Source organism: Bradyrhizobium sp. SZCCHNS3002 (assembly GCF_032377435.1).
GTDB lineage: Bacteria > Pseudomonadota > Alphaproteobacteria > Rhizobiales > Xanthobacteraceae > Bradyrhizobium.
Map to the genome: position 1 here is coordinate 55,709 of NZ_JAUHHY010000005.1, position 23,339 is coordinate 79,047.

The 23,339-nt window shown below is 63.2% G+C and carries 18 protein-coding genes, 1 tRNA gene and 1 pseudogene; 8 read left to right on the forward strand and 12 right to left on the reverse strand.

Annotated features, from left to right (window positions below):
• Window positions 1-166: 166 nt before the first annotated feature.
• Window positions 167-1,960, reverse strand: coding sequence for an adenylate/guanylate cyclase domain-containing protein (locus QW845_RS12130; protein ID WP_315801827.1), 1,794 nt, complete (start codon window positions 1,958-1,960; stop codon window positions 167-169).
• A gap of 114 nt (window positions 1,961-2,074) precedes the next feature.
• On the reverse strand, window positions 2,075-3,820 hold the full coding sequence (locus tag QW845_RS12135; RefSeq protein ID WP_315801828.1) for an adenylate/guanylate cyclase domain-containing protein: 1,746 nt from the start codon (window positions 3,818-3,820) through the stop codon (window positions 2,075-2,077).
• A 171-nt stretch (window positions 3,821-3,991) separates the two neighbouring features.
• Here QW845_RS12135 and QW845_RS12140 point away from each other — a divergent pair, with 171 nt between their 5' ends.
• Window positions 3,992-4,633, forward strand: coding sequence for a LysE family translocator (locus QW845_RS12140; protein WP_315801829.1), 642 nt, complete (start codon window positions 3,992-3,994; stop codon window positions 4,631-4,633).
• A gap of 2 nt (window positions 4,634-4,635) precedes the next feature.
• On the opposite strand, the gene QW845_RS12145 is transcribed toward QW845_RS12140, so the two are convergent.
• Window positions 4,636-5,388 carry a sulfite exporter TauE/SafE family protein gene (locus QW845_RS12145; RefSeq protein WP_315801830.1) on the reverse strand — a complete coding sequence of 251 codons (753 nt, stop codon included), beginning with the start codon at window positions 5,386-5,388 and terminating at the stop codon, window positions 4,636-4,638.
• Between the two features lie 85 nt (window positions 5,389-5,473).
• On the opposite strand from QW845_RS12145, the gene QW845_RS12150 reads away from it, so the two are divergent.
• Window positions 5,474-6,364, forward strand: coding sequence for a LysR substrate-binding domain-containing protein (locus QW845_RS12150; protein ID WP_315737053.1), 891 nt, complete (start codon window positions 5,474-5,476; stop codon window positions 6,362-6,364).
• A gap of 64 nt (window positions 6,365-6,428) precedes the next feature.
• On the opposite strand, the gene hisN is transcribed toward QW845_RS12150, so the two are convergent.
• A complete protein-coding gene (hisN, locus tag QW845_RS12155) occupies window positions 6,429-7,214 on the reverse strand; it encodes a histidinol-phosphatase (protein ID WP_315801831.1) in 786 nt (261 codons plus the stop codon).
• Window positions 7,215-7,695: 481 nt separating this feature from the next.
• Complete coding sequence (locus QW845_RS12160) at window positions 7,696-8,580, reverse strand: N-formylglutamate amidohydrolase (protein ID WP_315801832.1); 885 nt, start codon at window positions 8,578-8,580, stop codon at window positions 7,696-7,698.
• A 344-nt stretch (window positions 8,581-8,924) separates the two neighbouring features.
• Here QW845_RS12160 and cpdR point away from each other — a divergent pair, with 344 nt between their 5' ends.
• Window positions 8,925-9,284 carry a cell cycle two-component system response regulator CpdR gene (cpdR, locus tag QW845_RS12165; protein WP_006610087.1) on the forward strand — a complete coding sequence of 120 codons (360 nt, stop codon included), beginning with the start codon at window positions 8,925-8,927 and terminating at the stop codon, window positions 9,282-9,284.
• Between the two features lie 119 nt (window positions 9,285-9,403).
• Window positions 9,404-9,478: transfer RNA gene (locus QW845_RS12170), tRNA-Val, on the forward strand.
• Window positions 9,479-9,639: 161 nt separating this feature from the next.
• Here QW845_RS12170 and QW845_RS34125 read toward each other — a convergent pair.
• From QW845_RS34125 to traA, 4 genes and pseudogenes are all read right to left on the reverse strand, one after another.
• A pseudogene (locus tag QW845_RS34125) lies at window positions 9,640-10,692 on the reverse strand (tyrosine-type recombinase/integrase); the annotation flags it as partial.
• A gap of 8 nt (window positions 10,693-10,700) precedes the next feature.
• Window positions 10,701-10,886, reverse strand: coding sequence for a hypothetical protein (locus QW845_RS12175; RefSeq protein WP_315753634.1), 186 nt, complete (start codon window positions 10,884-10,886; stop codon window positions 10,701-10,703).
• A 187-nt stretch (window positions 10,887-11,073) separates the two neighbouring features.
• On the reverse strand, window positions 11,074-11,289 hold the full coding sequence (locus QW845_RS12180; RefSeq protein ID WP_315716577.1) for an AlpA family transcriptional regulator: 216 nt from the start codon (window positions 11,287-11,289) through the stop codon (window positions 11,074-11,076).
• 126 nt (window positions 11,290-11,415) lie between these two features.
• Window positions 11,416-14,427, reverse strand: a complete 3,012-nt coding sequence (gene traA, locus QW845_RS12185; RefSeq protein ID WP_315801833.1) for a Ti-type conjugative transfer relaxase TraA — start codon at window positions 14,425-14,427, stop codon at window positions 11,416-11,418.
• Window positions 14,428-14,598: 171 nt separating this feature from the next.
• On the opposite strand from traA, the gene QW845_RS12190 reads away from it, so the two are divergent.
• Together QW845_RS12190 and QW845_RS12195 are read left to right on the forward strand one after the other, a co-directional pair.
• Window positions 14,599-14,925, forward strand: coding sequence for a conjugal transfer protein TraD (locus QW845_RS12190; RefSeq protein ID WP_315801834.1), 327 nt, complete (start codon window positions 14,599-14,601; stop codon window positions 14,923-14,925).
• Window position 14,926: 1 nt separating this feature from the next.
• Entirely contained in the window at window positions 14,927-15,199 is a 273-nt protein-coding gene (locus tag QW845_RS12195) for a conjugal transfer protein TraD (protein WP_315753303.1), read from the forward strand.
• Between the two features lie 180 nt (window positions 15,200-15,379).
• On the opposite strand, the gene QW845_RS12200 is transcribed toward QW845_RS12195, so the two are convergent.
• The 3 genes from QW845_RS12200 to QW845_RS12210 all read right to left on the reverse strand — a co-directional run bounded on the left by QW845_RS12200 (window position 15,380) and on the right by QW845_RS12210 (window position 18,874).
• Window positions 15,380-16,513: an acyltransferase gene (locus QW845_RS12200; RefSeq protein ID WP_315801835.1), complete on the reverse strand. Its 1,134-nt coding sequence runs from the start codon at window positions 16,511-16,513 to the stop codon at window positions 15,380-15,382.
• A gap of 990 nt (window positions 16,514-17,503) precedes the next feature.
• Window positions 17,504-17,668, reverse strand: coding sequence for a Flp family type IVb pilin (locus tag QW845_RS12205; protein WP_315753307.1), 165 nt, complete (start codon window positions 17,666-17,668; stop codon window positions 17,504-17,506).
• Between the two features lie 225 nt (window positions 17,669-17,893).
• A complete protein-coding gene (locus QW845_RS12210) occupies window positions 17,894-18,874 on the reverse strand; it encodes a phosphatase PAP2 family protein (RefSeq protein ID WP_315801836.1) in 981 nt (326 codons plus the stop codon).
• Window positions 18,875-19,771: 897 nt separating this feature from the next.
• On the opposite strand from QW845_RS12210, the gene QW845_RS12215 reads away from it, so the two are divergent.
• Window positions 19,772-21,898: a type I secretion system permease/ATPase gene (locus tag QW845_RS12215; RefSeq protein ID WP_315801837.1), complete on the forward strand. Its 2,127-nt coding sequence runs from the start codon at window positions 19,772-19,774 to the stop codon at window positions 21,896-21,898.
• Window positions 21,885-23,339 carry an HlyD family type I secretion periplasmic adaptor subunit gene (locus QW845_RS12220; RefSeq protein WP_315801838.1) on the forward strand — a complete coding sequence of 485 codons (1,455 nt, stop codon included), beginning with the start codon at window positions 21,885-21,887 and terminating at the stop codon, window positions 23,337-23,339. Before QW845_RS12215 ends, QW845_RS12220 begins: the two co-directional genes overlap by 14 nt.

The following is a 23,339-nucleotide window of genomic DNA, read 5'->3' on the forward strand; positions in this document are numbered from 1 at the left end:
ACCTGAGTGATGAAAACGAAATCACGCAAACAAACGAAGGCGGCGCCGAATTGCGCCGAGGAACGGGCGGGTCGGCCGCCGTCTGAACGCTACAATGCAATCGTGAATGATTGGAGTAACCCGCCCAAGTGTCAACCTCAAGTGTCAACCTCAAGTCGCGATCGCGCTATTCGCCCGCGAATTTGGCCTTGGTGTCCACGAGGGTGAGCTTGGTCAACGGGATGCCGGCCTTGGTGAGGCCGTCGCGATAATGCGCGATGTCAGCAGGATTGCGCCAGCGGATGTTGCTCAGGAGGCGCTCGATCGTCATCCACGGATGCTGGCTCAAAAGCGCCGCGACGGCCTCGCCGGCTTCGACCGAGCGTCCGAGCTGCGCCAGCGCGGCGGCGCGGATCGCGAGGCACTGAAGATGGTTCGGATTCTGATAGTGCGACTCCCGCGCCCAGGACAGCGAGGCGTCGTACTGGCCGAGCATGTAGTGGCTGAACGCGCTCAGCACCGACCATTGATAGCGCGGATCGCTGTTGCCGCGCTGGGCAGCGACCGAGAACAGCTCGATCGCCTGACGGTGCTCGCCGCCGACGAGATGGCAGACGCCAAGCACGCCGCGCGCACCCATGTCATAGGGATTGAGCTGCAGCGCCTTGCGCGCCGCCTCCATCCCGGCCTCGACCCGGCCCTGCATGGCATGGACATAGGCCAGCAGCGAATAGGAGAACGACGAGCGGGAATCGAGCCGGACACCGGCCTCGGCCAGCGCCATTGCCTCGTCCCACAGCTCCCGTGAATTCCTGATCCAGCCGAAATGGATGCCCTGCAGCAGGATGGTGCCGAGATAGGTGTGGGCGATCGCGAGACCTGGGTCGATCCTGATCGCCTCGCGGAACAGCGCGATCGAGCTCTCGTAGTCGGCCTTGGTCGGTTGGTAGTAGTGCGACAGCCCGCGTAGGAAGCGGTCCCACGCCGTGAGGTCGGTCGTCTTGGACCGCACCGGCACCGCGGCCTCGGCGCGGTAGATCTCGGGGATCAGCGCGGTGCACAGGTTGGCGGTGATGTCGTCCTGCACGGCAAACAGGTCGCCGATGTCGCGGTCGTAGCGGCCGGCCCACAGCTGCTCGCCGTTCTCCGGCGCGACCAGCTCGGCGGTGACCCTGATCTTGTCGCCGGAGCGCCGCACCGATCCCTGGATGAGATAGGTCGCATCGATCTCGCGTGCGATCAGGCGGGCGCTCATGCCGGCATGCTTGAAGGCGAAGGTGGAGTTGCGGCTGAGCACCCGGAAGAACGACTGCAGCGACAGCGCATGGATGAGGTCCTCCGCCAGGCCGTCCGAGAAGTACTCGTCGGTCTCGCCGCTGAGATTGGCGAATGGCAGCACGCCGACGATGGCGGTCCGGTATTGCGCCGGCAGGGCCGTGGCGGACCGCTGCTCGCGTCTCTTCTCCGGCGAGGACGGATCCCAGGTCCAGACGTTGATCGTGTCTTCGATGTTCTTGAAGCGGAACGGCCCGCGGTCGACGAAGGTGACCGTGAGGTGCTTGCTGGCTTCCTGGTAGGCCTTGTGGGAGACGGCAATTCCGCCAGGCGGTGCTGCGGCTTCAAGTCGCACCGCAGTATTGACGCCGTCGCCGAATACCTCGTCCTCATCGAAGATGACGTCGCCCATGTTGAGGCCGAGGCGAAACTGCATCACGCGGTCGGCCGGCAAATGAGCATTGCGCTCGGCCATCAGCTTCTGCACCTCGACCGAGGCCGCGATGGCGCCGACGACGCTCGGAAATTCCAGGAGAAACCCGTCCCCTGTGTATTTCACGATGCGGCCGCCGTGATTGAGGATGATCGGGTGGATGGCGCCGCGATGCGCCTTGAACGCGGCATGGGTTCCCGCCTCGTCGGCGCCCATCATCCGCGAGTAACCGACCACATCGGCACAGACAATCGCGGCCAGCCGTCTCTCCATTCCGTCTTTGCTCCCACACACGGCGATACCACGGCAACAGCGGTCGAATCCAATCAATTTGCGGAAGCAATGTGTAGGCCATGTGGCGGGCCGGCACCATGCGGCCCGATTGGCTCAAACCAGCCCGGCCCTGATCAGTCCGTCGCGGTAGTGATCGATATCCTCCCGGCGTTTCCATCGGATGTTCTTGATGTGGCGGTCGAGCGTCAGCCAGGGATATTGCGCGCGCAGCACGTCGACGGCGTCGCCCGCCTGATCGGTCGCGCCAAGCTGCGCCAGGGTCGCCGCGCGGATCGTCAGCGCCTGCAGATGGTTCGGGTAGAGAAACAGCTCCTCGCGGGCCCAGGACAACGCGGCCTCATAGCGGCCGAGCAGGTAGTGGCTGTAGGCGTTCAGCGCCGGCCATTGGTAGCGCGGATCGCTGTTGCCGCGCTGGGCCGCGATCGAGAACAGATCGATCGCCTGCTGGTGCTCGCCGTTGACCATATGGCAGAGCCCGAGCACTCCGCGCGCGCCCATGTCGTAGGCATTGAGCTCGGTCGCCTTGCGCGCCGCCTTCATGCCGTCCTCATGGTCGCCCTGCATGGCCTGCACGAAGGCAAGGATCGCATAGGCGAACGACGAGCGCCCGTCGAGCCGCACGCTGTCCAGCGCCAGATTTTTCGCCTCGTCCCAGAGCTCGCGCGAGCCCTTGATCCAGCCGAAATTGATACCCTGCATCAGAATGGTCGCAAGATAAGCGTGGGCGAGCCCGAGAGTGGGATCGAGCGCAATCGCCTGCCGAAACAGCGAGATGGAGATCTCGTAGTCGGCCTTGGTCGGTCGGTAGTAGTGCGACAGACCGCGCAGGAAGCGGTCCCAGGCGGTCGGGTCGGTCGCCGGCGCACGGACCGGAATCGAGGCTTCAACACGATAGATCTCCGGCATCAGCGCCGCGCATAGGCTGGTGGTGATCTCGTCCTGCATCGCGAAGAGATCACCGACGTCGCCGTCGTAGCGACCGGTCCACAATTGAGCGCCGGTCTCGGGCGCGATCAGCTCCGCCGTCACGCGGAGCTTGTGACGAGAGCGCCGCACCGTTCCCTGAATCAGGTAGGTCGCATCGATCTCGCGTGCGATCAGGCGGGGATTGAGGCCGCGGTCCCTGAAGCGAAACGTCGAGGTGCGGCTCAGGACGCGAAAGAACGATTGCAGCGACAGCGCATGGATCAGGTCGTCCGCGAGCCCGTCGGCGAGATACGCGTCGGCGCCGTCGGAGAGGTTGACGAATGGCAGCACGCCGACGATCGCGGAGCGATATTGCGGCGGCAGGCCGTTGACGCTCGTCCCGGCCCGGATCGCCGTCTCGCTATCCGGCTCCCATGTCCACGCCTGCACCGGCTCCTGAAGGTTCTTGAACTGAAAGCTTCCGGCGCTGGTCAGCTTGATGGGCAGTTGCGGGCCGGCCTCCTCATACGCCTTGGCCGAGACGGCAACACCGCCCGGGACGGCGATCGATTCCAGATTGACGGCGACATTGATGCCGTCGCCGAAGGCCTCGCCGTCATCGACCGTGAACTCACCCTGATGGATTCCCAGCCGGAAGCGCATGTTGCGGTCGGACGGCAGATCGGCGTTGCGCTCCGCCATCAGGGACTGCATCTCGATCCCGAACTGGATGGCGCTGGCGGCGGTGGCGAATTCCAGCAGAAAGCCGTCGCCGGTGTGTTTGACGATGCGGCCGGCGTGGTTGAGGATGATCGGATGGATGGCGCCGCGATGAGCCTTGAAGGCGGCGTGCGTGCCGTCCTCGTCGATACCCATCATGCGTGAATAACCGGCGACGTCGGCGCAAAGGATGGCGGCGAGGCGTCTTTCCATCACATCGTGCTCCCGCCTCGCGCATACCACGGCCGAGGCGGCCGAATCCAACGCTTTTCCGGAACCCATCGCGGCACCTCGCCATGCGTCCCCGCGCCGGCCTCTGCGGGGCGAGACGGCAATGCCGAGGCCAAGTATGGTTAGACCAGTATTGTTAGGAAATGCTCAATCATGCTCGGCATTCACGATCTGCCTTTGTTTCTCGTCTCCGGGCTGCTGCTCAACATCACGCCGGGTCCCGACACCGCCTACATCGTCGGCCGCAGCGCGCAGATGGGCTGGCGCGGCGGGGCCGCTGCCGCCTTCGGCATCAGCACGGGCTGCCTGGTCCACGTGTTCGGAAGCGCGATCGGGTTGTCGGCGCTGCTCACAGCCTCTGCCACGGCCTTCGCTGCGGTGAAATGGGCCGGTGCGGCTTATCTGGTCTATCTCGGCATCACGCAGCTTCTGGCGCGGCGGCCGGACGCCGCCAGGACGAGTGATGCGACGTCGATGCCGGTGGTGACGCTGCACCAGGCGTTCTGGCAGGGCGCGCTCACCAACATCCTCAATCCGAAGGTCGCGATGTTCTTCCTCGCCTTCCTGCCGCAATTCGTCGCAGCCGAGGCGCCGCACAAGGCGATCGCCTTCCTGCTGCTCGGCACGATCTTCATCGTCAACAGCACGATCTGGTGCCTCGGCGTCGCCGTCGTCGCGGCCCGTGCTGCGCGCCGCGTGCGCGGCTCGTCCGCCACACTGCTCTGGCTCAACCGCGCGATCGGCGGGCTGCTGATCTATCTCGGGGTCCGGATCGCGATGCTCGAGGCGCGCTGACTTTACCAGAGCAGCTCGATGACCGCCGTGCCGGCGAGATACAGGCCGAGCAGGATCATGGCGATCAGGAACACACGGCGGAACGCCTCGGCCGGCAGCCGGGATCGCGCCGCCTGGCCGGCATACATGCCGAGAAAGGCGCCGGCCATCGCGACCGCGCCGGGCAGGGCGGTGGCCGTGCTGAGCAGGCCGGAGCTCGTCAGGTTGAAGGCCAGCGTGACCGTGGCGACCGTGAAGAACACGCCGAGGGCCTGGACCAACTCGTCCTTCTCGAGCCCGATCGCCTGCATGTACGGTACCGAGGGTACGACCTGCACGCCGGTGGCGGCCGAGATCAGCCCGGTGACGAGCCCGACGATGCCGCCGACCCATTTCTCGTGCGGCGGAGCGACCTTGAAGGCGAGCTTGGTGAGGCCGAGCAGGGCATAGAGCATCAGCAAGACGCCGAGCGCGACGTTGCCCCAGCGGGTCGAGGCATGGCTGAGCGCGCCGGCGTTGAGGCAGATGCCGATCGCGGTCCCCAGCATCAGCGGCCACAGGCGCCTGGCGATATCGCGCAGGTAAGGTCCGGCGAAGGTCTGCCAGATGTTGGTGATCACGGCCGGCACGATGACGATGGCGAGCGCGCGGCCCGGCGGCATGGCGACCGCGAGCAGTCCGACGGAGATGGTCGGCAGGCCGAGGCCGAGCGCGCCCTTGACGAAGCCGGCCAAGGTGAGCGCGAAGGCGATGAAGATGAGGATGGGGTCGATCATGGTTGTCACATTGACCAGACTGCGCCGGCGGCACAATGTGGAGGTTACGGAGCAAGCCTTCGTCCAGGACTGAGGCAGGATGACCATGCGTTTCGATCTGGTCGATCTCAGGCTGTTCATTGCCGTGGCCGAGGCCCGCAGCATCACCGGGGGCGCCGACCGGGCGCATCTGGCGCTGGCCTCGGCGAGCGCGCGGATCAAGGGTCTGGAGGACGCGTTCGGCGTCGAGCTGTTCAAGCGCGGCCGGCGTGGCGTGGATCTCACCGCGGCGGGCGAGAGCCTGCTCGATCACGCCCGCATCATCATGGCCAATGTCGAGGCCATGCAGGGTGAGCTCTCGGGCTTCGCATCCGGCCGTCGCGCCAACGTGCAGCTGCTCGCCAATACGGTCGGCCTCGCCGAGCATCTGCCGAAGGCGCTGGCGGCCTTTCTGCGCGAGCATCCCGACATCAACGTCGATGTCGAGGAGCGCGAGAGCACCGAGATCGCCGAGGCGATCGCGTCCGGCCGGGCGGATCTCGGCTTTGCGGCGGAGCACGCGCTGCCCGAGACGATCGAGCGCTTCGCCTTCGGCGAGGACCGGCTGATCCTGGTGGCCGGACGGCGCAGCCCGTTCGCGGCCCGCCGACAGATCGACTTCAGCGAGACCGCGGGGGAGGATTTCATCGGCCTCACGCAGGGGACGGCGCTCAACGTCCATATCGGCCGGCACGCCGCGCGGCTCGGCATCCGCCAGCACGTGCGGGCCAGGCTGCGCGATTTCGACGCGATCTGCCAGATGGTGGCGGCCGGGATCGGCATTGCCGTGGTGCCCGAAGCGGCGGCGCGACGTTGCGCGCGGTCGATGCCGATCAGCCTCGTCGCGCTGCGCGACGCCTGGGCCGATCGGCGGCTGGTGATCTGCGCCCGCAGCTTCAAGGCGCTGCCGCGTCCCGCGAAACTGCTCGTCGAGCATTTGCGCCGGGCCGCCGCGTGAAGCGCCCGACGACAGGCCGGATGTCCGTTCTGCACGAGGCGGAGCCAGGCCGGTGGAGGCGGGATCAGTCCGCGGCCAGCCGTTTCAGCGCCGCTTCGTGGACGCGCTTGTCGCCGGCGGCGACGATCCGGCCGCCGTTCTGCGCCGGGCCGCCTTCCCAGTTGGTGACGATGCCGCCGGCGCCGTTGATGATCGGGATCAGCGCCGCGATGTCGTAGGGCTTGAGCTCGGTCTCGATGACGAGATCGAGATGGCCCGCGGCCAGCATGCAATAGGAGTAGCAGTCGCCGCCATAGCGCGACAGCCGCGTCTCGGCCTCGACCCGGCTGAAGGTTGCGCGATCGGCCTCGTTCATCAGCAGCGGGCTCGTCGTATAGCACACCGCATCCCCGAGACGCTCGCAGCGCCGCACCGAGAGCCGGCGCTCGCCGCCGCCGTTCTTGTAGTTGGCGGAGCCGTTGTCGCCGGCGAAGCGCTCGCCGATGAAGGGCTGGTGCATCATGCCGAACACCGGCGCGCCCTTGTGCAGCAGCGCGATCAGCGTGCCCCAGGTCGGAAAACCGGCAATGAAGGACTTGGTGCCGTCGATCGGATCGAGCACCCAGACGTAGTCGGCGTCCTCGCGCTCGTTGCCGAATTCCTCGCCGACGATGCCGTGCTGAGGAAAGTTCGCCTTGATCAGGCGGCGCATCACCGCCTCGGCGGCGCGGTCGGCCTCGGTCACCGGGTCGAAATCCTGCCGGCTGCTCTTGTTGTCGACCAGCAGCGAGGTCCGGAAGAACGGCAGGATGGTTTCGCCAGACGCGGTCGCCAGACGACCGATGAAGGCGGAGAAATCGATGACCGTCACAGCGCGTCCTTGGGTGAGGGAATCGGGTGGCAATGAGCCGCTATGCCTAGCTCAAAGCGGTCCGGGGTGCATCCGGATATGGAACACCAGCGTGGCATCATGGATACCGTTTGGTGTCCTGCCGCGCTGACCGGGCGCGATTGAGCCGTCGCGGGCCTCTGATGTGAAAGTGAAAGCGAAACCGGCGTCCCTCTCCGATCGTTTGGAATCTCCAATCAAGCCATTGACTTTTATGATGAAAAGCAAAGCTGTTTCGCGCTGAACGCAACCCGGCCTATGTTTTTTTGCATGGAGAAAGGCGGAAAAACCCTTGCGCTTTGTGCAGCGCGATTGCATATTGTTGCGGTGCGGTAGCGCTTCGCGTTATCGCTGCCCTCCTTGGGCGTTTCCTCCCTAGACTTGGGCCGCTTGTCATTCAAGCGGCCCTTTTTTTTGCGCCGGCGCCACCGGCCGGAATCCCTCGGACCGAGGGCGCTGCCCTCTATTCGGCCGCCGCCTGGAAAGGCCCGAGGTCGCCGAGCGGCACCGTCGCCAGCACCTCCGCGAGCACGGCGAGATCGGAAGCGACCTGGGCGAAGCGAGGTCCGCGCTCCCTGCGGCGCTCATCCATGTAGATCGCGCGGTTGAGCTCGATCTGGATCGCATGCAAGCCCGTGGCCGGATTGCCGTAATGCTCGGTGATGAAGCCGCCGGCATAGGGCTTGTTGCGGCCGACCGAATAACCGAGCCGGCCGAGCACGTCCTCGACCAGATCCGGCAGCAGCGACGCGCAGCTCGTGCCGTAGCGGTCGCCGATCACCATGTCGGGCCGGCGCGGCTCGTCGCGCGAGACGCCGACCGACGGCATCGAATGACAGTCGACCAGCACCACGGTGCCGAACTGCTGGTGCACGCGGTTGATCAGCCGGCGCAGCGCGCGGTGATACGGCTTGTACAGCGTCTCGATCCGGTGCAGCGCCTCGTCGACGCTCAGCCGGTCGCGATAGATCTCCTGGCCGTCGCCGACCACGCGCGGGATCGTGCCGAGGCCGCCGGCCACCCGCATCGAGCGCGTGTTGGCAAAGCTCGGCAGCCGCCCGGTGAACATTCGCGGATCGAGCTCATAGGGCTCGCGATTGACGTCGACATAGCAGCGCGGGAAATGCACGCGAACGACCGGAAAGCCGCGCGACAGGAGATCGGCGATCAATTCGTCCATGAACGAATCTTCGGAGCGCCGCAGCGCCGGCAGATCGATTCGCGAGGCCCTCAGGAAATCGTCGGGGTAGGCCGATCCGGAGTGAGGGGAATTGAAGATGATGGGCGCGCGCCATTCGGTCGGCTCCATGATCTCGAACGGCGGCAATTCGCCATCAAAGTCCGTCATCTCTGGGCGCCGTCCCCTTGGTCACGTGCGTCGATGTCACGTCCGTTGATGCGCCGGTATCCTCCGGCCGATTCGCTCTGGACAACGCAGGTACTGCTCTCGCCAACGCGCATCTTCGATAATCCCAGCCGGTCTGCCAAGCGAAAAGCAATGAAAAAGTTCATCCCGCGTTTGGAACAACTCTGAGCTGGCATGCTGCTTCGATCGAAGACCGCGGCTTCAGCCCTCAAAATGCCTTGCCGATGTCGGATCAAAAGGCGCAATCTTTCACCCGAAATTTACCGCCCGTCAGGCTTAGTGGCGGCAACGCTCCGCCTCTCACCCGGACCAGACAACCCCTCGCCATGCACAAAATCCTGCTCGCCGAAGACGACAACGACATGCGCCGCTTCCTGGTCAAGGCATTGGAAAATGCCGGGTTCCAGGTCTCGCCCCACGACAACGGCATGTCGGCCTACCAGCGGTTGCGCGAGGAGCCGTTCGAGATGCTCTTGACCGACATTGTGATGCCGGAGATGGACGGAATCGAGCTGGCGCGCCGCGCCTCCGAGCTCGACCCGGACATCAAGATCATGTTCATCACCGGCTTCGCCGCGGTCGCCTTGAACTCCGATTCGGAGGCGCCCAAGAATGCCAAGGTGCTGTCCAAGCCGGTGCACCTGCGCGAGCTCGTCAGCGAGGTCAACAAGATGCTGGCGGCCTGAGCCGCCGGGGCCGGCGTCGCGAAGTTCAGGATTATTCCCATTTTCGCCTGTTTGCGTCCTTGCCTGCCTGCGTGGGAGCCGATATAGGGACCCCCACCCGACGAGACCTTTTGGGTTTAGGGCACGTAGCTCAGCGGGAGAGCACTACCTTGACATGGTAGGGGTCACAGGTTCGATCCCTGTCGTGCCCACCACCCATCCGGACGTCTGCTGATTTCATTGAGCTTTTTGTTCGATTTCCCGCACCTAGCTTGTCGGTGAGGGAATAGACGTTCGCTCTATGATCCACGGAGCCGATCATTCGCTCGAGCTTGGCGACGCCGCCATACGCCAATTTCTTGCGATTGGCGTTCCGCGTGTAATGGCTTGCCATCCGACGATCGGTCCAACCGAAGATCGCATCCAGCTCGGCTTCCGTTGCTCCGTTTTCAGCGGCGACAGTTGCAGCCGCCTTGCGCAGGCCGTGCGCTGATCGGTTCGCCAACCCAGCTGCGATGCATTTCTCCTTGAACAGGTTGCCTAAGCTCTCCTTGGTCATCGGCTTGCCCTGCCGGGTCGCGATGTAGGTCTCGGTTCCGACCGGACATGCCTCCAACGTCCGGCGCAGGACATCGAGCATCGGGAAGGTGACCTCAATGGTCTCGCTCCCCTTTTCCAGGCGCTTCGTGATGATCGGAACGGAAATCTGCTCGAGTTTTCCGTCAGGCCCGATCCGCTCTTGCACCTGTTCGGTCACGTCGGCAGGGCCGAATGATGCTGCGTCACCCCGCCGAAAGCCGGTGAAGAGGTAGACGTCGATCATGACGCGCTCTCGCGTGCCGAGCGGCCAGCGCTTGTAGTAACGCCGAACGTCGGCATCAGACCAGGTGACGAAGCCTTCTGTCTTTGCCGGCTTGGGTGTCTTGATTCCTTCGGTGGGATCTGCCGGCACAATCTTTTGCGCGACAGCCCACGCGAACATCCGTCTCATGGTGGTGAGGAAATGCCGGGCCGCGGAGGGGTTTTGAGCGCGACGCCCAAGCCCGTCCAGGATGTGCTGCTTCTGGATTGCGGCTGCTCTTTTGTTGCCGTTGGCCTCCAGAACATGAATCATCAGGCTGTTGCGCTGCTTGTGCGTGCTCGCCTTCATCTCGCGCCAATCAGGCGCCTTTGCCTTGTATTCTTCCCATAGCCATTTGAGGCTACCATCAAAGACCATCGCCCTGGCCTCGCTGGGATCGATTGCGAGGCGTGGCCGATTGAACATGTCGGCTAGAGCGATGTCGTAGTTGCGGTTGAATTCTATGGACCCGTACTCGCCGCGAATGCGAGTGCGTTTGCCGCCGACGTCCTTGTTGCGAACGTACCAGACCGTCCTGCCATGACGGTTGATTTCCTTGTGAAGGTAGGGCTTGCGAGGACGGGGCATGAAGCGAATCAAAGCACGAAATGCTCTTCGGGCTCAACCGTCTCATCGATGCCCCGCTCTTCTTTGTATTTGACCAGGTCGACGATGATCGTGCCGTCCGGCTTAATTCGTATGGATGAAGCACCGGCCGCTTTTGCAGCGCGGATCGCTCGTGCCACTTCGCCTTGGGTAAATCGAGCGGGGCGCCGGCTCATGGAACGCCTTCGGTTGACCTCGCGCTCTGCCGTAAGCGCATTTCCAATGTAGCTTGGTCCGAACTCGTCGTCTGCATCTCGCGGGACCGTCCCTGAAGCGGGATGCCGTGGCGTAGAAAAGGATGGGGTCGGATAGTTCAGGAGAGCGCCTCCAGAAACGTCGTCCCTGATCGTTGTGCCATAGAGCTTACAAGATTTCATCGAGGTCGCGCCGCGGACGCCATCTTACGGGATCTGCGATCCACCGGTTGATGTCGGATTCATGCCAACCAGTTCCGTTGCTGCTGATCTTGAGTGGGGTAGGGAACGTACCTTCGGCGATCTTGCGGTAGATGGTGGATCGGGACAGCCCGGTCCTGGCAAGGACGGTTTTCAACCTGATGATACGGTCTGGCTCGCGCATGGCCGTGATGCCCCTCGCTGGTTGCTTCTGACGTCCGGCGAGACCAGAGGCCAAACAGGTGCAGGCGGACAATAGAAGTTCGCGCGTTGCCAGCTGTGGCGTAGAGCCGGCGGCAAACGGGATGGGTCAAATTCCGAGGCCTCGGCCTCTGCCGAGATCGATGCCATGGACGAAGGCCAGATCCTGGCCGAGCCGGCGGCCTGATTCGAATGCGATGCCGAGCTCCTGCTTGCGGCTGGCCAGGATGGACTCCAGCTGCGGGTCGCGCTGGAGGCTTTTCGCCATGTCGCCCATTGCCAAGCGCGTGGCCTTGTAGCCGGACAAGTCGCCCGCTTGGTATAGGCGCTGGCTGGTCTGGTCGAGCTCCTGCCATCGCTCGACGAAGTGGTCGGCGCGGCGGCCCGGATCGCTGCGGAGTTCGGTTTCGAGCTGAAGCGCGCGGATGGCGCGATTGACCCGGCCGTCCGCCGCTTCGCGGGCGAGCTCCGGGTTCTTCTTGTAGGCGGCCTCGGCGTCGCGCGAGCCAAAGGGGCGCACCTCTTCGAAGGCTTCACGCGCCTTTTGCAGCTCTTTCGCCTGTTCCCTGCTCGCTCGGCCGCCCGTATCCTGTGCCGCGAAGATCGCATCTACCGCGCGGGCATGGCGAACGAGCGCTCGTGTCCGGACGCGACGAGCGTCCGCTTCGGGATCTTGCGCCACGTTGTTTGCCGGCACTTCGGCTCCGCGCCGGTTGGCTGCGGGACCGCTGCTTTCCCTTTCCGGCGTTGCCTGTTCCGGCCTCCGTCCGCTAGCCAGTCCGGCCACATCAGCCGGAGAGCGCAGGCCGCCGAAGATGTCGCGCAGCTTCTCGGGCACAATCTTGCGCACGATCTCGGCCGCACGATTGCGGAAGGTGATCCCACGCCGCTCAGCGTAGCTCTGGAACGGATCGGCGCGCTCGTAATCCGAGGCCATGTCCTTCGCACGTTCGCGCGACAGGGTGTGGGTGAGCCGCTCCTGACCCGCAAAATCATCGCGACCATAGTGCAGGTCCACCTCGTCGCGGTGACGCGACAGGGCGACATAGCTGCTGTGGGCATCCATGCCCGGCGTTGCCAGCACATGGACAAGGTCAACCGTCATGCCCTGCGCCTTGTGGATCGTCGCAGCATATCCATGGTCGATGCGGTTGTAATCTTTGAACTCGAAGTGCACGGACCGGCCATCGTCGGTCTGTACGGTCATGGCATGCGCGCTGATCTGTTCGATGGTCCCGAGCGTGCCGTTCTTGACGCCAAGACCGCGCTCGTTCTGCAGGAACATGACCCGGTCCCCGTTGGCGAAGGTTCTCGCGCCGCGTTCGACTGCCACATGCACTTCGTCGCCCAGATCGCCGGCAGCGCGCATGCGCACGCGCGCAGCCTCGTTGAGCGCCCGGACCTCGTCATTGGTGTGGGTGAGAATGATCCGGCTCCGGTCCGGCGATGCCTGACGATCGCGATTCCAGCGCTCGATCAGATCGCCGCGAGCCTGCTCGCGGCTCTGGGCCTCATGCACCATGCCGTGGGCGCGGTAGGCTCCAAGCGCATTGCCCGTTTTGCCGGTTGCCAGATCACGCGTGGCGTCCCGCTGCCAGCCCTCCCGCTGACGGCGCACCTCGCCGATTTCCGCCCCGCCGTGACGCTCATGGATCGAGCGAAACGCCGCGCCCGCCTCGATAGCCTGCAATTGCTGCGGATCGCCGACCAGCACCACCTTTGCGCCAGCCTCTAGCGAATGCGACAGCACGCGCTCAAGCTGGCGCGTGCCGACCATCCCCGCCTCGTCGATCACCAGCACATCACTGGATTGGAGCAGGTCACGGCCTTGTTCCCAGCCATGCTCCAGGCTGGCAATCGTGCGCGACGCAATGCCCGATCCGCTTTCGAGGTTTTCTGCGGCAATGCCGGACAGCGCAATGCCCCGGACCTCGAAGCCGGCGGCTTCCCACGCCTCCCGTGCCACCCCCAGCATCGCGCTCTTTCCCGTCCCGGCATGGCCGACCACGACGCTGAGATCGCGTCCATCTGTGACGTGCGCCAGCGCCTCAGCCTGCTCGGACGACAGCACCAGGCCGCGCGCTTCCGCACCTGCCAAAGCGGCCTGGCGATCCGCGTCGCGCACCTGGTGGCGCTCCCGTTTTGCCATCAGTTCAGCGGCCCGGTGCAGGCGCTGCTCTGCCTCGATCATTCCGCGGGTGGTGAACCGATCCTCGCCGCGCGCATCCTTGCCGAGTTCGACCAGGCCGGGCGCTCCTTGCATTGCGCCCACCACCTCATTGAACTGGTCGAGCCCGTCGCTATGCCGGTGCGCGAACCTCGCCATATCGCGGCGCGTGAATGTCGATTGCTGCTGGGTGATGGCGTCCAGCCCTATGGTGGGGGCGGCGACAATCCGCGCGCCGTTGTTGCGCGCGATCTCGCGGTGCATCTCGGCGCGATCGGCCTCGCCGCCTTCGCCAGCGATGCCCCGAGACTCGATCCGTTTGGCGGGCGCGCCGATCTGGCTTTGCGGCTCCAGCGCGATGCCCTGGTCTTCCAGGCTGCGGTGATCAATCCGCGCGTCGATATCGAGCTCGGCTAACCGCTCATTGGCGAGCTCGGCCCAGCGTTCGCGGCAGCGCTCGACCATCTCGGTGCGGTTCCAGTCCCGCACCTTCTGGCCAAAGCCGTTCTCGTCGACCGAGCGCATGGTCAGCATGACATGAGCATGAGGTTTGGGCAGTCCGTCCTCTGCCCTGTCCCAATGCACATTCAGATCGGCGATCATGCCGAGACCGACGAACTCGCCGCGAACGAAGTCCCGGGCGAGCTCGATACCCTGCGCCTCACTCAGCTCGCGCGGAAGGGCGAACTCGACCTCGCGGGCCAGCTGGGCATCCTTCCGGATTTCGCGCGCTTCGACATCGTTCCAAAGCCGCTCGCGATCGCCCCATGAGGCCGGCGCGTTCTCCGGCAGCATCACTTCGGAATGAACGACGCCGCGCTTTTCGGAAAAGTCCTGATCACGGCCGAGCCGCTCGTCACGCAGCCGCGATGCCGAGCGGTAGGCCGCCGACGCCACCGCACTGCTTCCGGCCTTCCGGCCAATGACCTTGACGTGAAGATGATAGATCGCCATCGCGACCAGAGCATCTACACAGCGAAGCGTACGTCGGCACGACGTATAAGCGCGCCCTCCCTCGAAAAAATCTCGGGAGGGACTATCCCGTCTCAGCTCGTCCTGATGACCTTACAGCAATGCGCCAGTGCGCAAGCTATCATTTCTCCATTGCCACTCATGGAGACGACGATGCGCAAACCTAGGAACTTTGATGCTGACCTGAAGGCACTCGACGACAAGGCGCGCAAGCTGAAAACACGCAAGGTACGCCAGCTCGGCGAGCTCGTGATCGCTACTGGAGCTGACGCGCTCAGCGCCGACGAACTCGCGGGCGCGCTGATCGTGCTGGCCGAGACGAAAGAGGCCGGAAAGAGGGAGGCATGGGCCAAGCGCGGCGTCGCGTTCTTTCAAGGACGGTCGCGGCGAGTTGCGCCAGCAACTGGCCGCGACGCTGACGTTGCTCCTACGCAACCGAGCGGCGCGCACCCGGCATCAAGCCGCAAAAGCGCGACATGACATGCGCGCGTGGCAGGTCGAGCGCCGTAAGCGCACCCGGCACCTCATCGAACTCGGCGGCCTCGTGATCAAAGCCGGTATCGTGGACCTGACCGGTGACGACCGTTCCACGATCTTCGGCGCGCTACTTTGGATGGCTGACAAGCTTAAAAGCGGTGAGGGCGAACGGGCACGTAAGCTTTGGGCCGCGAAGGGAAAACAAGCGTTCGAGATGGAGCCTAGGATGCCAACACGCACAATCGTTCATGTCCGACAATCGCACGTTGGCCAATAGCTGCCGCTTCGACAGCAGCCCTATTGATCAATCGGCATACAAATTGCGATTTGGTTGCCGCCTTACTCCAGCTCCGAGCCATTCGCTCTTGATAAAGCGGTCACTGTGACTTTCCAAATTGGCCACTGGCGTTGGGTAAGGCACACTAGATCGAGATCTCCGCCTTCATGATGATTGCCTTCATTGAAGCAGGACCGGACTCGCCTGCCGAGTCTCTTGCCTTCGCAGCAGAAGGGTCCGGACTAGCCGCTGAGCGGGCGCTTCAAACCAGCAATAGGTGAGGCGCGCGGTGACGAGCGTGGACAGCACGAAAGCCGCCGAGAACAGAGGATCGAGGTAGGGGATGGGCCGCTGCATAAACGAAAAAGCAAGCGCGATCGCAAGTTGAATTGGAAAGTGCAGCAGATAGCAGGAATAGGTTGTATTGCCGGCTGTCTCCACCAGGGTCTCCAGGCGCCGCGGCAAGACTATGGGCTTCGAGCAGCAGAACAACAGGATCGGCGTATAGATGAGCAGAAGCGGTGCAGTGAGCGCCTCAAGGCCCATGCCGGACATCCAAAATGCCGCGGGCATCGCGATGCTCGCACACGCAGCCAAGGCTTCCACCTTCGGCCGATGCCGAGCCCCGGCGACAGCCTGTCTTGCCATCGCGGCAAGGCCGCCAGCGTAGAAGAAAGCGAAGCATTTTGCCATCAGCGTACCGGTCGCGATCGAGATCACGATCACCGCTAGATTGAAGAGCGGGGACGGACGCACGACGCGCAGCGACAGGAAAAACGCCGCATAGACCACGATCTCGATTGAGACTGACCAGATGGGTGCGTTGAAGCTGACGCCATGCGGCGGAAGCCAGTCGCTTGCCATGAACAGCTGCTTGACGAATTGAGGGATGTCGTTTTGCTGAAAGACGAAGAAGTAGTTGTGCTGAACGAAATACATCAGCTGGAGCATCGTGACCAACAGCAACGTCGCGAGATGGAGCGGGTAAAGTCGCGCCAGTCGATAGACGAAGAAGGTCCATCCGTTGATCGTGCGGTCGGCGATGACCGCGCTATACTTCCAGAAGAAGATGAAGCCGGAGATGCACCAGAATATCTCGACCCCGATCTTGCCCTTCTCATAAAACGGGAACAGAACGCGGTAGAACGGCAGCTCGCTCCTCACGAGACCGACCGGCTCCTCGCCGACGAAGGCAAAGTGCTGATAGTGCCACAGCAGCACGGCGACAGTAGCGAGGAAGCGCAGCCCTTCCAATCCAAGGAGCTTCTGGGTCTTAGGCCATGTCGACGCTTTGGGAATGATCATCGGGGTCATCGACCTCCTGACGAGGGCGCTGGTCAATTCTAGTCCGAGCAAAGTGAAGGATTCTTTTCGCTTGGAGGCATCCCAGGCGTTCGTCGCAGGCGATCTCGGCGCCACACTAGATTGCCTTCTCCAGGGAAGGAAACGCTGATCGTCGCGGTCTACGTTAAGATCTTGCGGATCATAGGCCACGATCCCGACCCGGTGACCATTGCGCGCGGTTTCCTCTCCAGCGCCTCGACCTCGCTCTAGTGAAAGCCGCGACGACTGGGAGGTGGATACTCAAAATCTGCCGCGAGACCGACGAAAAGGGGAGGCAACGCCGAACGAGATAGTGCGGTGCCAGATCGCCAATGGTGACAAGAACAAGAGTCGCCGCACCGAGAACTGTGGCTGCCGAGCTGCTCAATCTGACGCTCTGATCGCCAGAGGAGTCGCTCGCGAGCTCGAGAATGCAGTCGCTCGCCAAGTGCAGTTCCGCGCCCCGTAACAGCTGGGTTTATTTTACAGTCACTCAAATCCAAATCTGGTGAGGCGCTTCAGTTGCTCGACAATGTGAGCTGCCGAGGATGACGAAGGAGCCATCGGCTCGCGATACGATGGCGAGTAGCGGGAGCTTTGATAGCTCCCAAGCTCCCGAACCGGACACGCTTTCGGCTACAGCTGCTTGGCACGGCGAAGCATCTCGGGCACGCCGACGGGCTCTCCCGCCAGCTGTAATTGTTGTCCGGAACGTCGCCGCCTGTCGCTTTCGGATGCATCGAATCCATCGAGCATGACCGACAGCGGCGATGTGAATACGGCACGTTCCAGGGCGCGAGCGGGACGACGGGATGATCGAAGACGTAGAACTCGACAGCCACAATCCTAACACCAAATGGCCGGGGGACCCCTCCGTCAGAAGCTTAGACCAATATTCCGCGCCGCCGCGGCCTTGAAGCAAGAAACCCGAACGCATTGGTTCGGGCTTCCTGAGAACGCCAACGTCTGGACTGCGCAGAGCTAGTTGATGGAGGAATTGATGTCGACGAACGAGGTGTTGATCTTGCTGCCCAGACCGTTGACTGCTGCGATGATCGCAAGTGAAATTCCGGCGGCAATCAATCCGTACTCGATTGCAGTGGCTCCCGATTCGTCACGCAGGAACCTCATCATTTTGACCCGCATTACACCCTCTTTGCTGTTGGCCAGATCGGCGCACCTTCACGCCAGAAAAGGATATCCGACGTCATCTTATAATAGATGAGTATTAAGAATACAGTTTTAGATAGAGTGAATATCCTTGGCGCTTATGATCTAGTGGGGGGCGCAGGTGGCTGTGCGTTTTAGTGTCGGAACGGACGCGTGTACGCCATCGCGGGAAATCGCAGACCAGGGCATACAGGGCCGGTGTCAGGATTCGCTGACTTGCGCTCTGGTCATGATTTGGCACATTCCGTGCGTGAGTCGGTCGTGTGAAGCGTCGGCTCGCAATCCAGATGATCCCTGCGCCCATCGCGAGGACAATGACATCAAGGCGATAGCAGTTCCGGTTGCGACCAGCCACACGACCGCGCCGCATGGAAGATCGATCGCATAATGTCCACCGATCGGCACGGTCGATGTGATCACGAGGGAATTCCAGATCAATGAAATCGGAAATAGCCACCTGAGGTGCCAGGACGCGGATATGATCATCAGCGCCAGGCAGCAATGGAACGAGGGAAACGTCACAACTCCCTGCAGATTGGCGAATGACAGCAACGGCGAGGCCTCATTGCGGAAGTATTCCAACTTCGACAAGTGATACGTTCCCGCGCCTGTCGGGAGATGCTCGAGCAAGCTGGCTGGGTACCCAAAGAACGCGAAGGCACCTTTCGCCGGCCAAATCACGGAAATGCTCGCGCATGCGACAATCGTGCTGGCGAATACGAACGTCAGTATCCATAAATGATCGAAACGGCGAACGATTGCGAGCAGCACTGAAAGGCCGAAGAGCAGGGGGAATGAGCTGTCGTAGGTGACCGACAGGAGCTGGGACCAGGCGGGGTTGTCGGCTGCCCAAGCAATGACAGCAGGCAAGTCGAAGCCTGCCGCTCGATCCCATCTCGCAAGATCTACATCGATGAATGGGGCGTTGTTCCGAAGCCCGACAAGGCTGATGATTCCAGCCACTGCGCCCGATAGTAACATCGCTAGGAGCGCTCCGCACAAGTTGCTGAGCACCGGCGATGGTCGCCAACTTCGATAGACAACGTGAACCGTGAGGAGGAAGCCCAATATCGTCAATGCAACCAAGAGGCTGCCGAGATCGACAATGACAGCCGACCGCTGGAGCAGGAAGGCCGCGAAAGTGGTCGCGACAAAGCAAATGGCCCATACGCTCGCTTCCACATATCCGGTCGTATGGGTTCCCTGAGAAGACCAGGCGAAAGCCGTGCGACCCGAAGTCTGGGAAGCAGGAGGACTTGAATTTCCATCCTGCGATTGCGTGCCGTTAGGTCTGTGTATCTCCCCGATCTGTGTCCTTGCGGATATCAGGAAGCGGAGGCGACGAAAGAATGCGGGCAATAGGGTGTCTGTGGCGGGCTCCAACATGGATGTCCGCTCCCGTGTCAGTCTGTTTCAGATTATTTCGGTCGGTACCTACATACGCAAAAACCGTGAGCCTGAGCAATCTCAACGTGTATTTTAACATGATACCGTGCTGAGATGCTTAACAGATCTCTAGCGCCCTGCGAGACGTGCGTTGGGAATCGGTCCGGGATTGCGTTGTCCAAGAGCTACCGGCCATGAGCCTATGATCGCCTGACATCGCAGCTTTGGTGTCAACGGGGGTCCTTATGTAGGCTTGCTCGTTGCGCGGCGATGTTTTGAGTGCGGATTTCACCTTGCTGTCAAAATTGTCAGTTGTTCGGGCGGCCGGATGTTTATCGCCTCGGCAATTCGGAATTCACCAGCTCTCGAACATCACGCAGATGCTTATGATTCGCAGGGATTGTATCGTTCTTTGTTTGTGGTGGGGAACATCAGGCGCGCGCGAGTTCAGGCGTTTGCCGTGAGGGAGCTAGCTGAGTAAGTCAAGAACCTTCGTTCCTCAGCTGTCCGGGGCGTTGCGAGGTGCTGTCGGGTTGGTCCAGCAGACGCGCGAAGCCTGCACTCAATGCATGCAATGCGTGTAACGTGCGATCCCTCGCAGGTAAAAATATCCTCGGCGGGAACGTGGCAGATCTTGTCCAATCGTTTCTTGTGGTACATTATTCCTGCACGACTTAGGGTAGTGTAGGGGCAATGGAAGCGGGGCAGAGAGATACGGGGCTTGACTGCCTGACATTGCTGCTGCGTTTCCATCAGGTCGCTGTCGATCCGGCGCAGATTGCACATCAGCTAGCAGGAGAGACGGTCGGCGTGACCGAGATGCTTCGCTGCGCCAAGCAGCTGAAGCTGAAGGCGCGTGCGGTCAGTCAGAGCTGGGACGGGCTTCGCAAGCTGCCGCTGCCGGCCATCGTGGCGCGGTCGGATGGCTCGTTCGTGATCCTTGGACAGGTCACGGCGGAGGCGGCGCTGATCCAGGATCCCTTGGTGAATCGGCCGCAGAGTCTCAAGCGCGCCGCGTTCGAGGCTAGCTGGACCGGCACGGTGGTGCTGATGGCGCGCCGCGTCTCGCTCTCCGATCTGGCGCGGCGCTTCGACATTACCTGGTTTATACAGGCGATGCACAAATATCGCCGGCTGCTCGGCGAGGTGCTGCTGGCGTCATTCTTCCTGCAGCTCTTCGGGCTGGTGACGCCGTTATTCTTCCAGGTCGTCACCGACAAGGTGCTGACCCATCGCGGCTACACCACGCTCGACGTGCTGGTGTTCGGCCTGGTCACAGTGACCATCTTCGAGACGGTGTTGGGCGGTCTTCGAACATATGTGTTCTCGCACACCACCAACCGCATCGACGTCGAGCTTGGCGCACGGCTGTTCCGCCATCTGGTCGCGTTGCCCATCGCCTATTTCGAGGCGCGGCGCGCCGGCGATTCGGTGGCGCGGGTGCGCGAGCTCGAGAACATCAGGAACTTCATCACCAGCTCGGCGCTGACGCTCGTCATCGACCTCGCCTTCACCTTCGTCTTCTTAGGGGTGATGTTCTATTACTCGCCGTTCCTGTCCTGGATCGTGGTCGGCTCGTTTCCGTTCTACATTGCGCTTTCGGCCGGCGTGACGCCGCTCTTCCGCAAGCGTCTCGACGTCAAGTTCAACCGCGGCGCCGAGAACCAAGCCTTCCTGGTCGAGACCGTCACCGCGATTCAGACCCTGAAGGCGATGGCGATCGAGCCGCAGATGCAGCGGCGCTGGGAGGAACAGCTCTCAGGTTACGTCGGCGCCAGCTTCGACGTGCTGTCGCTCGGCAATTGGGCCAGCCAGTCGGTGCAGTTCATCAGCAAGATCGTCACCGCGCTGACCCTGTATTTCGGCGCCCATCTGGTGATCGAGGGCAATTTGAGCGTCGGCGAGCTCATCGCCTTCAACATGCTCGCGGGGCGGGTGGCGCAGCCGGTGCTGCGGCTGGCGCAGCTGTGGCAGGATTTCCACCAGGCGCGGCTGTCGGTGGCGCGGCTCGGCGACATCCTCAACACCACGCCGGAGCCCGCCTTCAATCCCGGCCGCGCCGCGCTGCCGCCGGTGCGCGGCGAGGTGGTGTTCGATCACGTCTCTTTCCGCTACCGTGTCGATGGTCCGCTGGCGCTGCACGATGTCTGCCTGAAGGTGCCGGTAGGCCAGGTGGTCGGCATCGTCGGTCCCTCCGGCTCCGGCAAGTCGACACTTACAAAACTGATCCAGCGGCTCTATGTGCCGGAGAGCGGCCGCATCCTGATCGACGGCGTCGATCTCACCGTCGCCGACGTCACCTGGCTGCGGCGGCAGATCGGCGCGGTGCTGCAGGAGAACGTGCTGTTCAACCGCTCGATCCGCGACAACATCGCGCTCGCCGATCCCGGCATGGCGATGGAGCGGGTGATCCAGGCGGCCGAGCTCGCTGGCGCCCATGAGTTCATCCTCGGCCTGCCCGACGGCTACGACACGGTGGTCGGCGAGCGCGGCGCCAGCCTGTCCGGCGGTCAGCGCCAGCGCATCGCGATCGCCCGCGCGCTGGTCACCAATCCACGCATCCTCATCTTCGACGAGGCGACCTCGGCGCTCGACTATGAGAGCGAGAACATCATCCAGCGCAACATGCGCAAGATCTGCGCCGGGCGCACCGTCTTCATCATCGCGCACCGGCTGTCGGCCGTCCGCAACGCCGACCGCATCATCACCATTGAGAACGGCCGTCTCGTCGAGGACGGCACTCATGACGAGTTGATCAAGCGCGCCGGCCGCTATGCGACCCTGCACCAGATCCAGGCGGGGCTCCATGTCGTCGGCTGAGGCGCACAAGCAGGACAACGCGCCGATCTCGCTCGACGCGCGGCGGGGCCGCCGCAACGATGCGCGCGAGTTCCTGCCTGCTGCGCTGGAGATCGTGGAGACGCCGGCCTCGCCCGCCGGACGCGCCGTTGCCGCCACCATCATGCTGTTCTTCGCAATCGCGATCGGCTGGTCGATCCTGGGCCACGTCGACATCATCGCCTCGGCGCAGGGCAAGATCGTGCCGACCGGCCGCACCAAGACGATCCAGCCGCTGGAGGCCGGAATGGTCGCCGCGATCCACGTCCAGGACGGCGACAATGTCCGTGCCGGCGACGTGCTGGTCGAACTCGACCGCACCGTCACCGAGGCCGAGCGCCGCCGCGTCGCGCAGGGCCTGATGCAGGCGAGGCTCGATGTGGCCCGGCTGAGCGTGCTGCGCGATAGCTTTGCCAATCTCGCCGCGCTGCGGCCGCTCAACGTGCCCGAGGGCGCGGCACCCACCGATGTCGCGCGCACCCGCGCCGCGCTGCAAGCTCAGGCCGCCGAGCAGCTGGCGAAGCTTGCGTCCAACCTGCAGCAGGTCGCGCAGAAGCGCGCCGAGGCGCAGTCGATCGAGGCCGCGATCGCCAAGATCGACGCCACCCTGCCGTTCCTGCAGGAGACCGCCGAGATCCGCCGCAACGCCAAGGAGATCCAGTACGGCAACCAGATCGCCTATATCGATGCGCAGTCGCGCCTGATCGACCAACAGAACGAGCGCATCGTGCAGACGCGGCGCCTGGTCGAGATCGAGGCTGCGCGGCTGGCGCTGGAACAGCAGCTCGCGCAGACCCGCTCCGGATTCGAGCGCCAGGTGCTGTCGGATCTCGCCGATGCTGAGAAGAAGGCCGAGGAGCTGACCCAGGATCTCGTCAAGGCCGAGCGCAAGATCGCCGAGCAGGTGCTGCGCGCGCCGATCGACGGCACCGTGCAGCAGCTCGCGCTGCACACCGTCGGCGGCGTCGTCACACCGGCGCAACAACTGATGCTCATTGTTCCTGCCGACAGCCAGCTCGAGACCGAGGTCATGATCTCCAACCGCGACATCGGCTTCGTCAATGTCGGCCAGCCCGCCGAGATCAAGATTGATACCTTCAACTTCACCCGCTACGGCCTCGTCCACGGTAAGGTGCTGAGCGTGTCGCAGGACTCGATCGTCCGCGAGAAGCCGGCCGACAAGCAGAACGGCGGCAAGACCTCCGGCGCATTGGCCGAGACCAGCGAGCCGGCCGGGCAGGAGTTCATCTACTCGGCGCGGGTGTCGCTCGACGAGAAGCAGATGCAGGTCGAGGACAAGATGGTCGCGCTCGCGCCCGGCATGGCGGTGACCGTGGAGATCAAGACGGGGACGCGGCGGATCATCGAATATGTGATGTCGCCGTTGCTACGGTATAAGCAGGAGAGCTTGAGGGAGCGATAG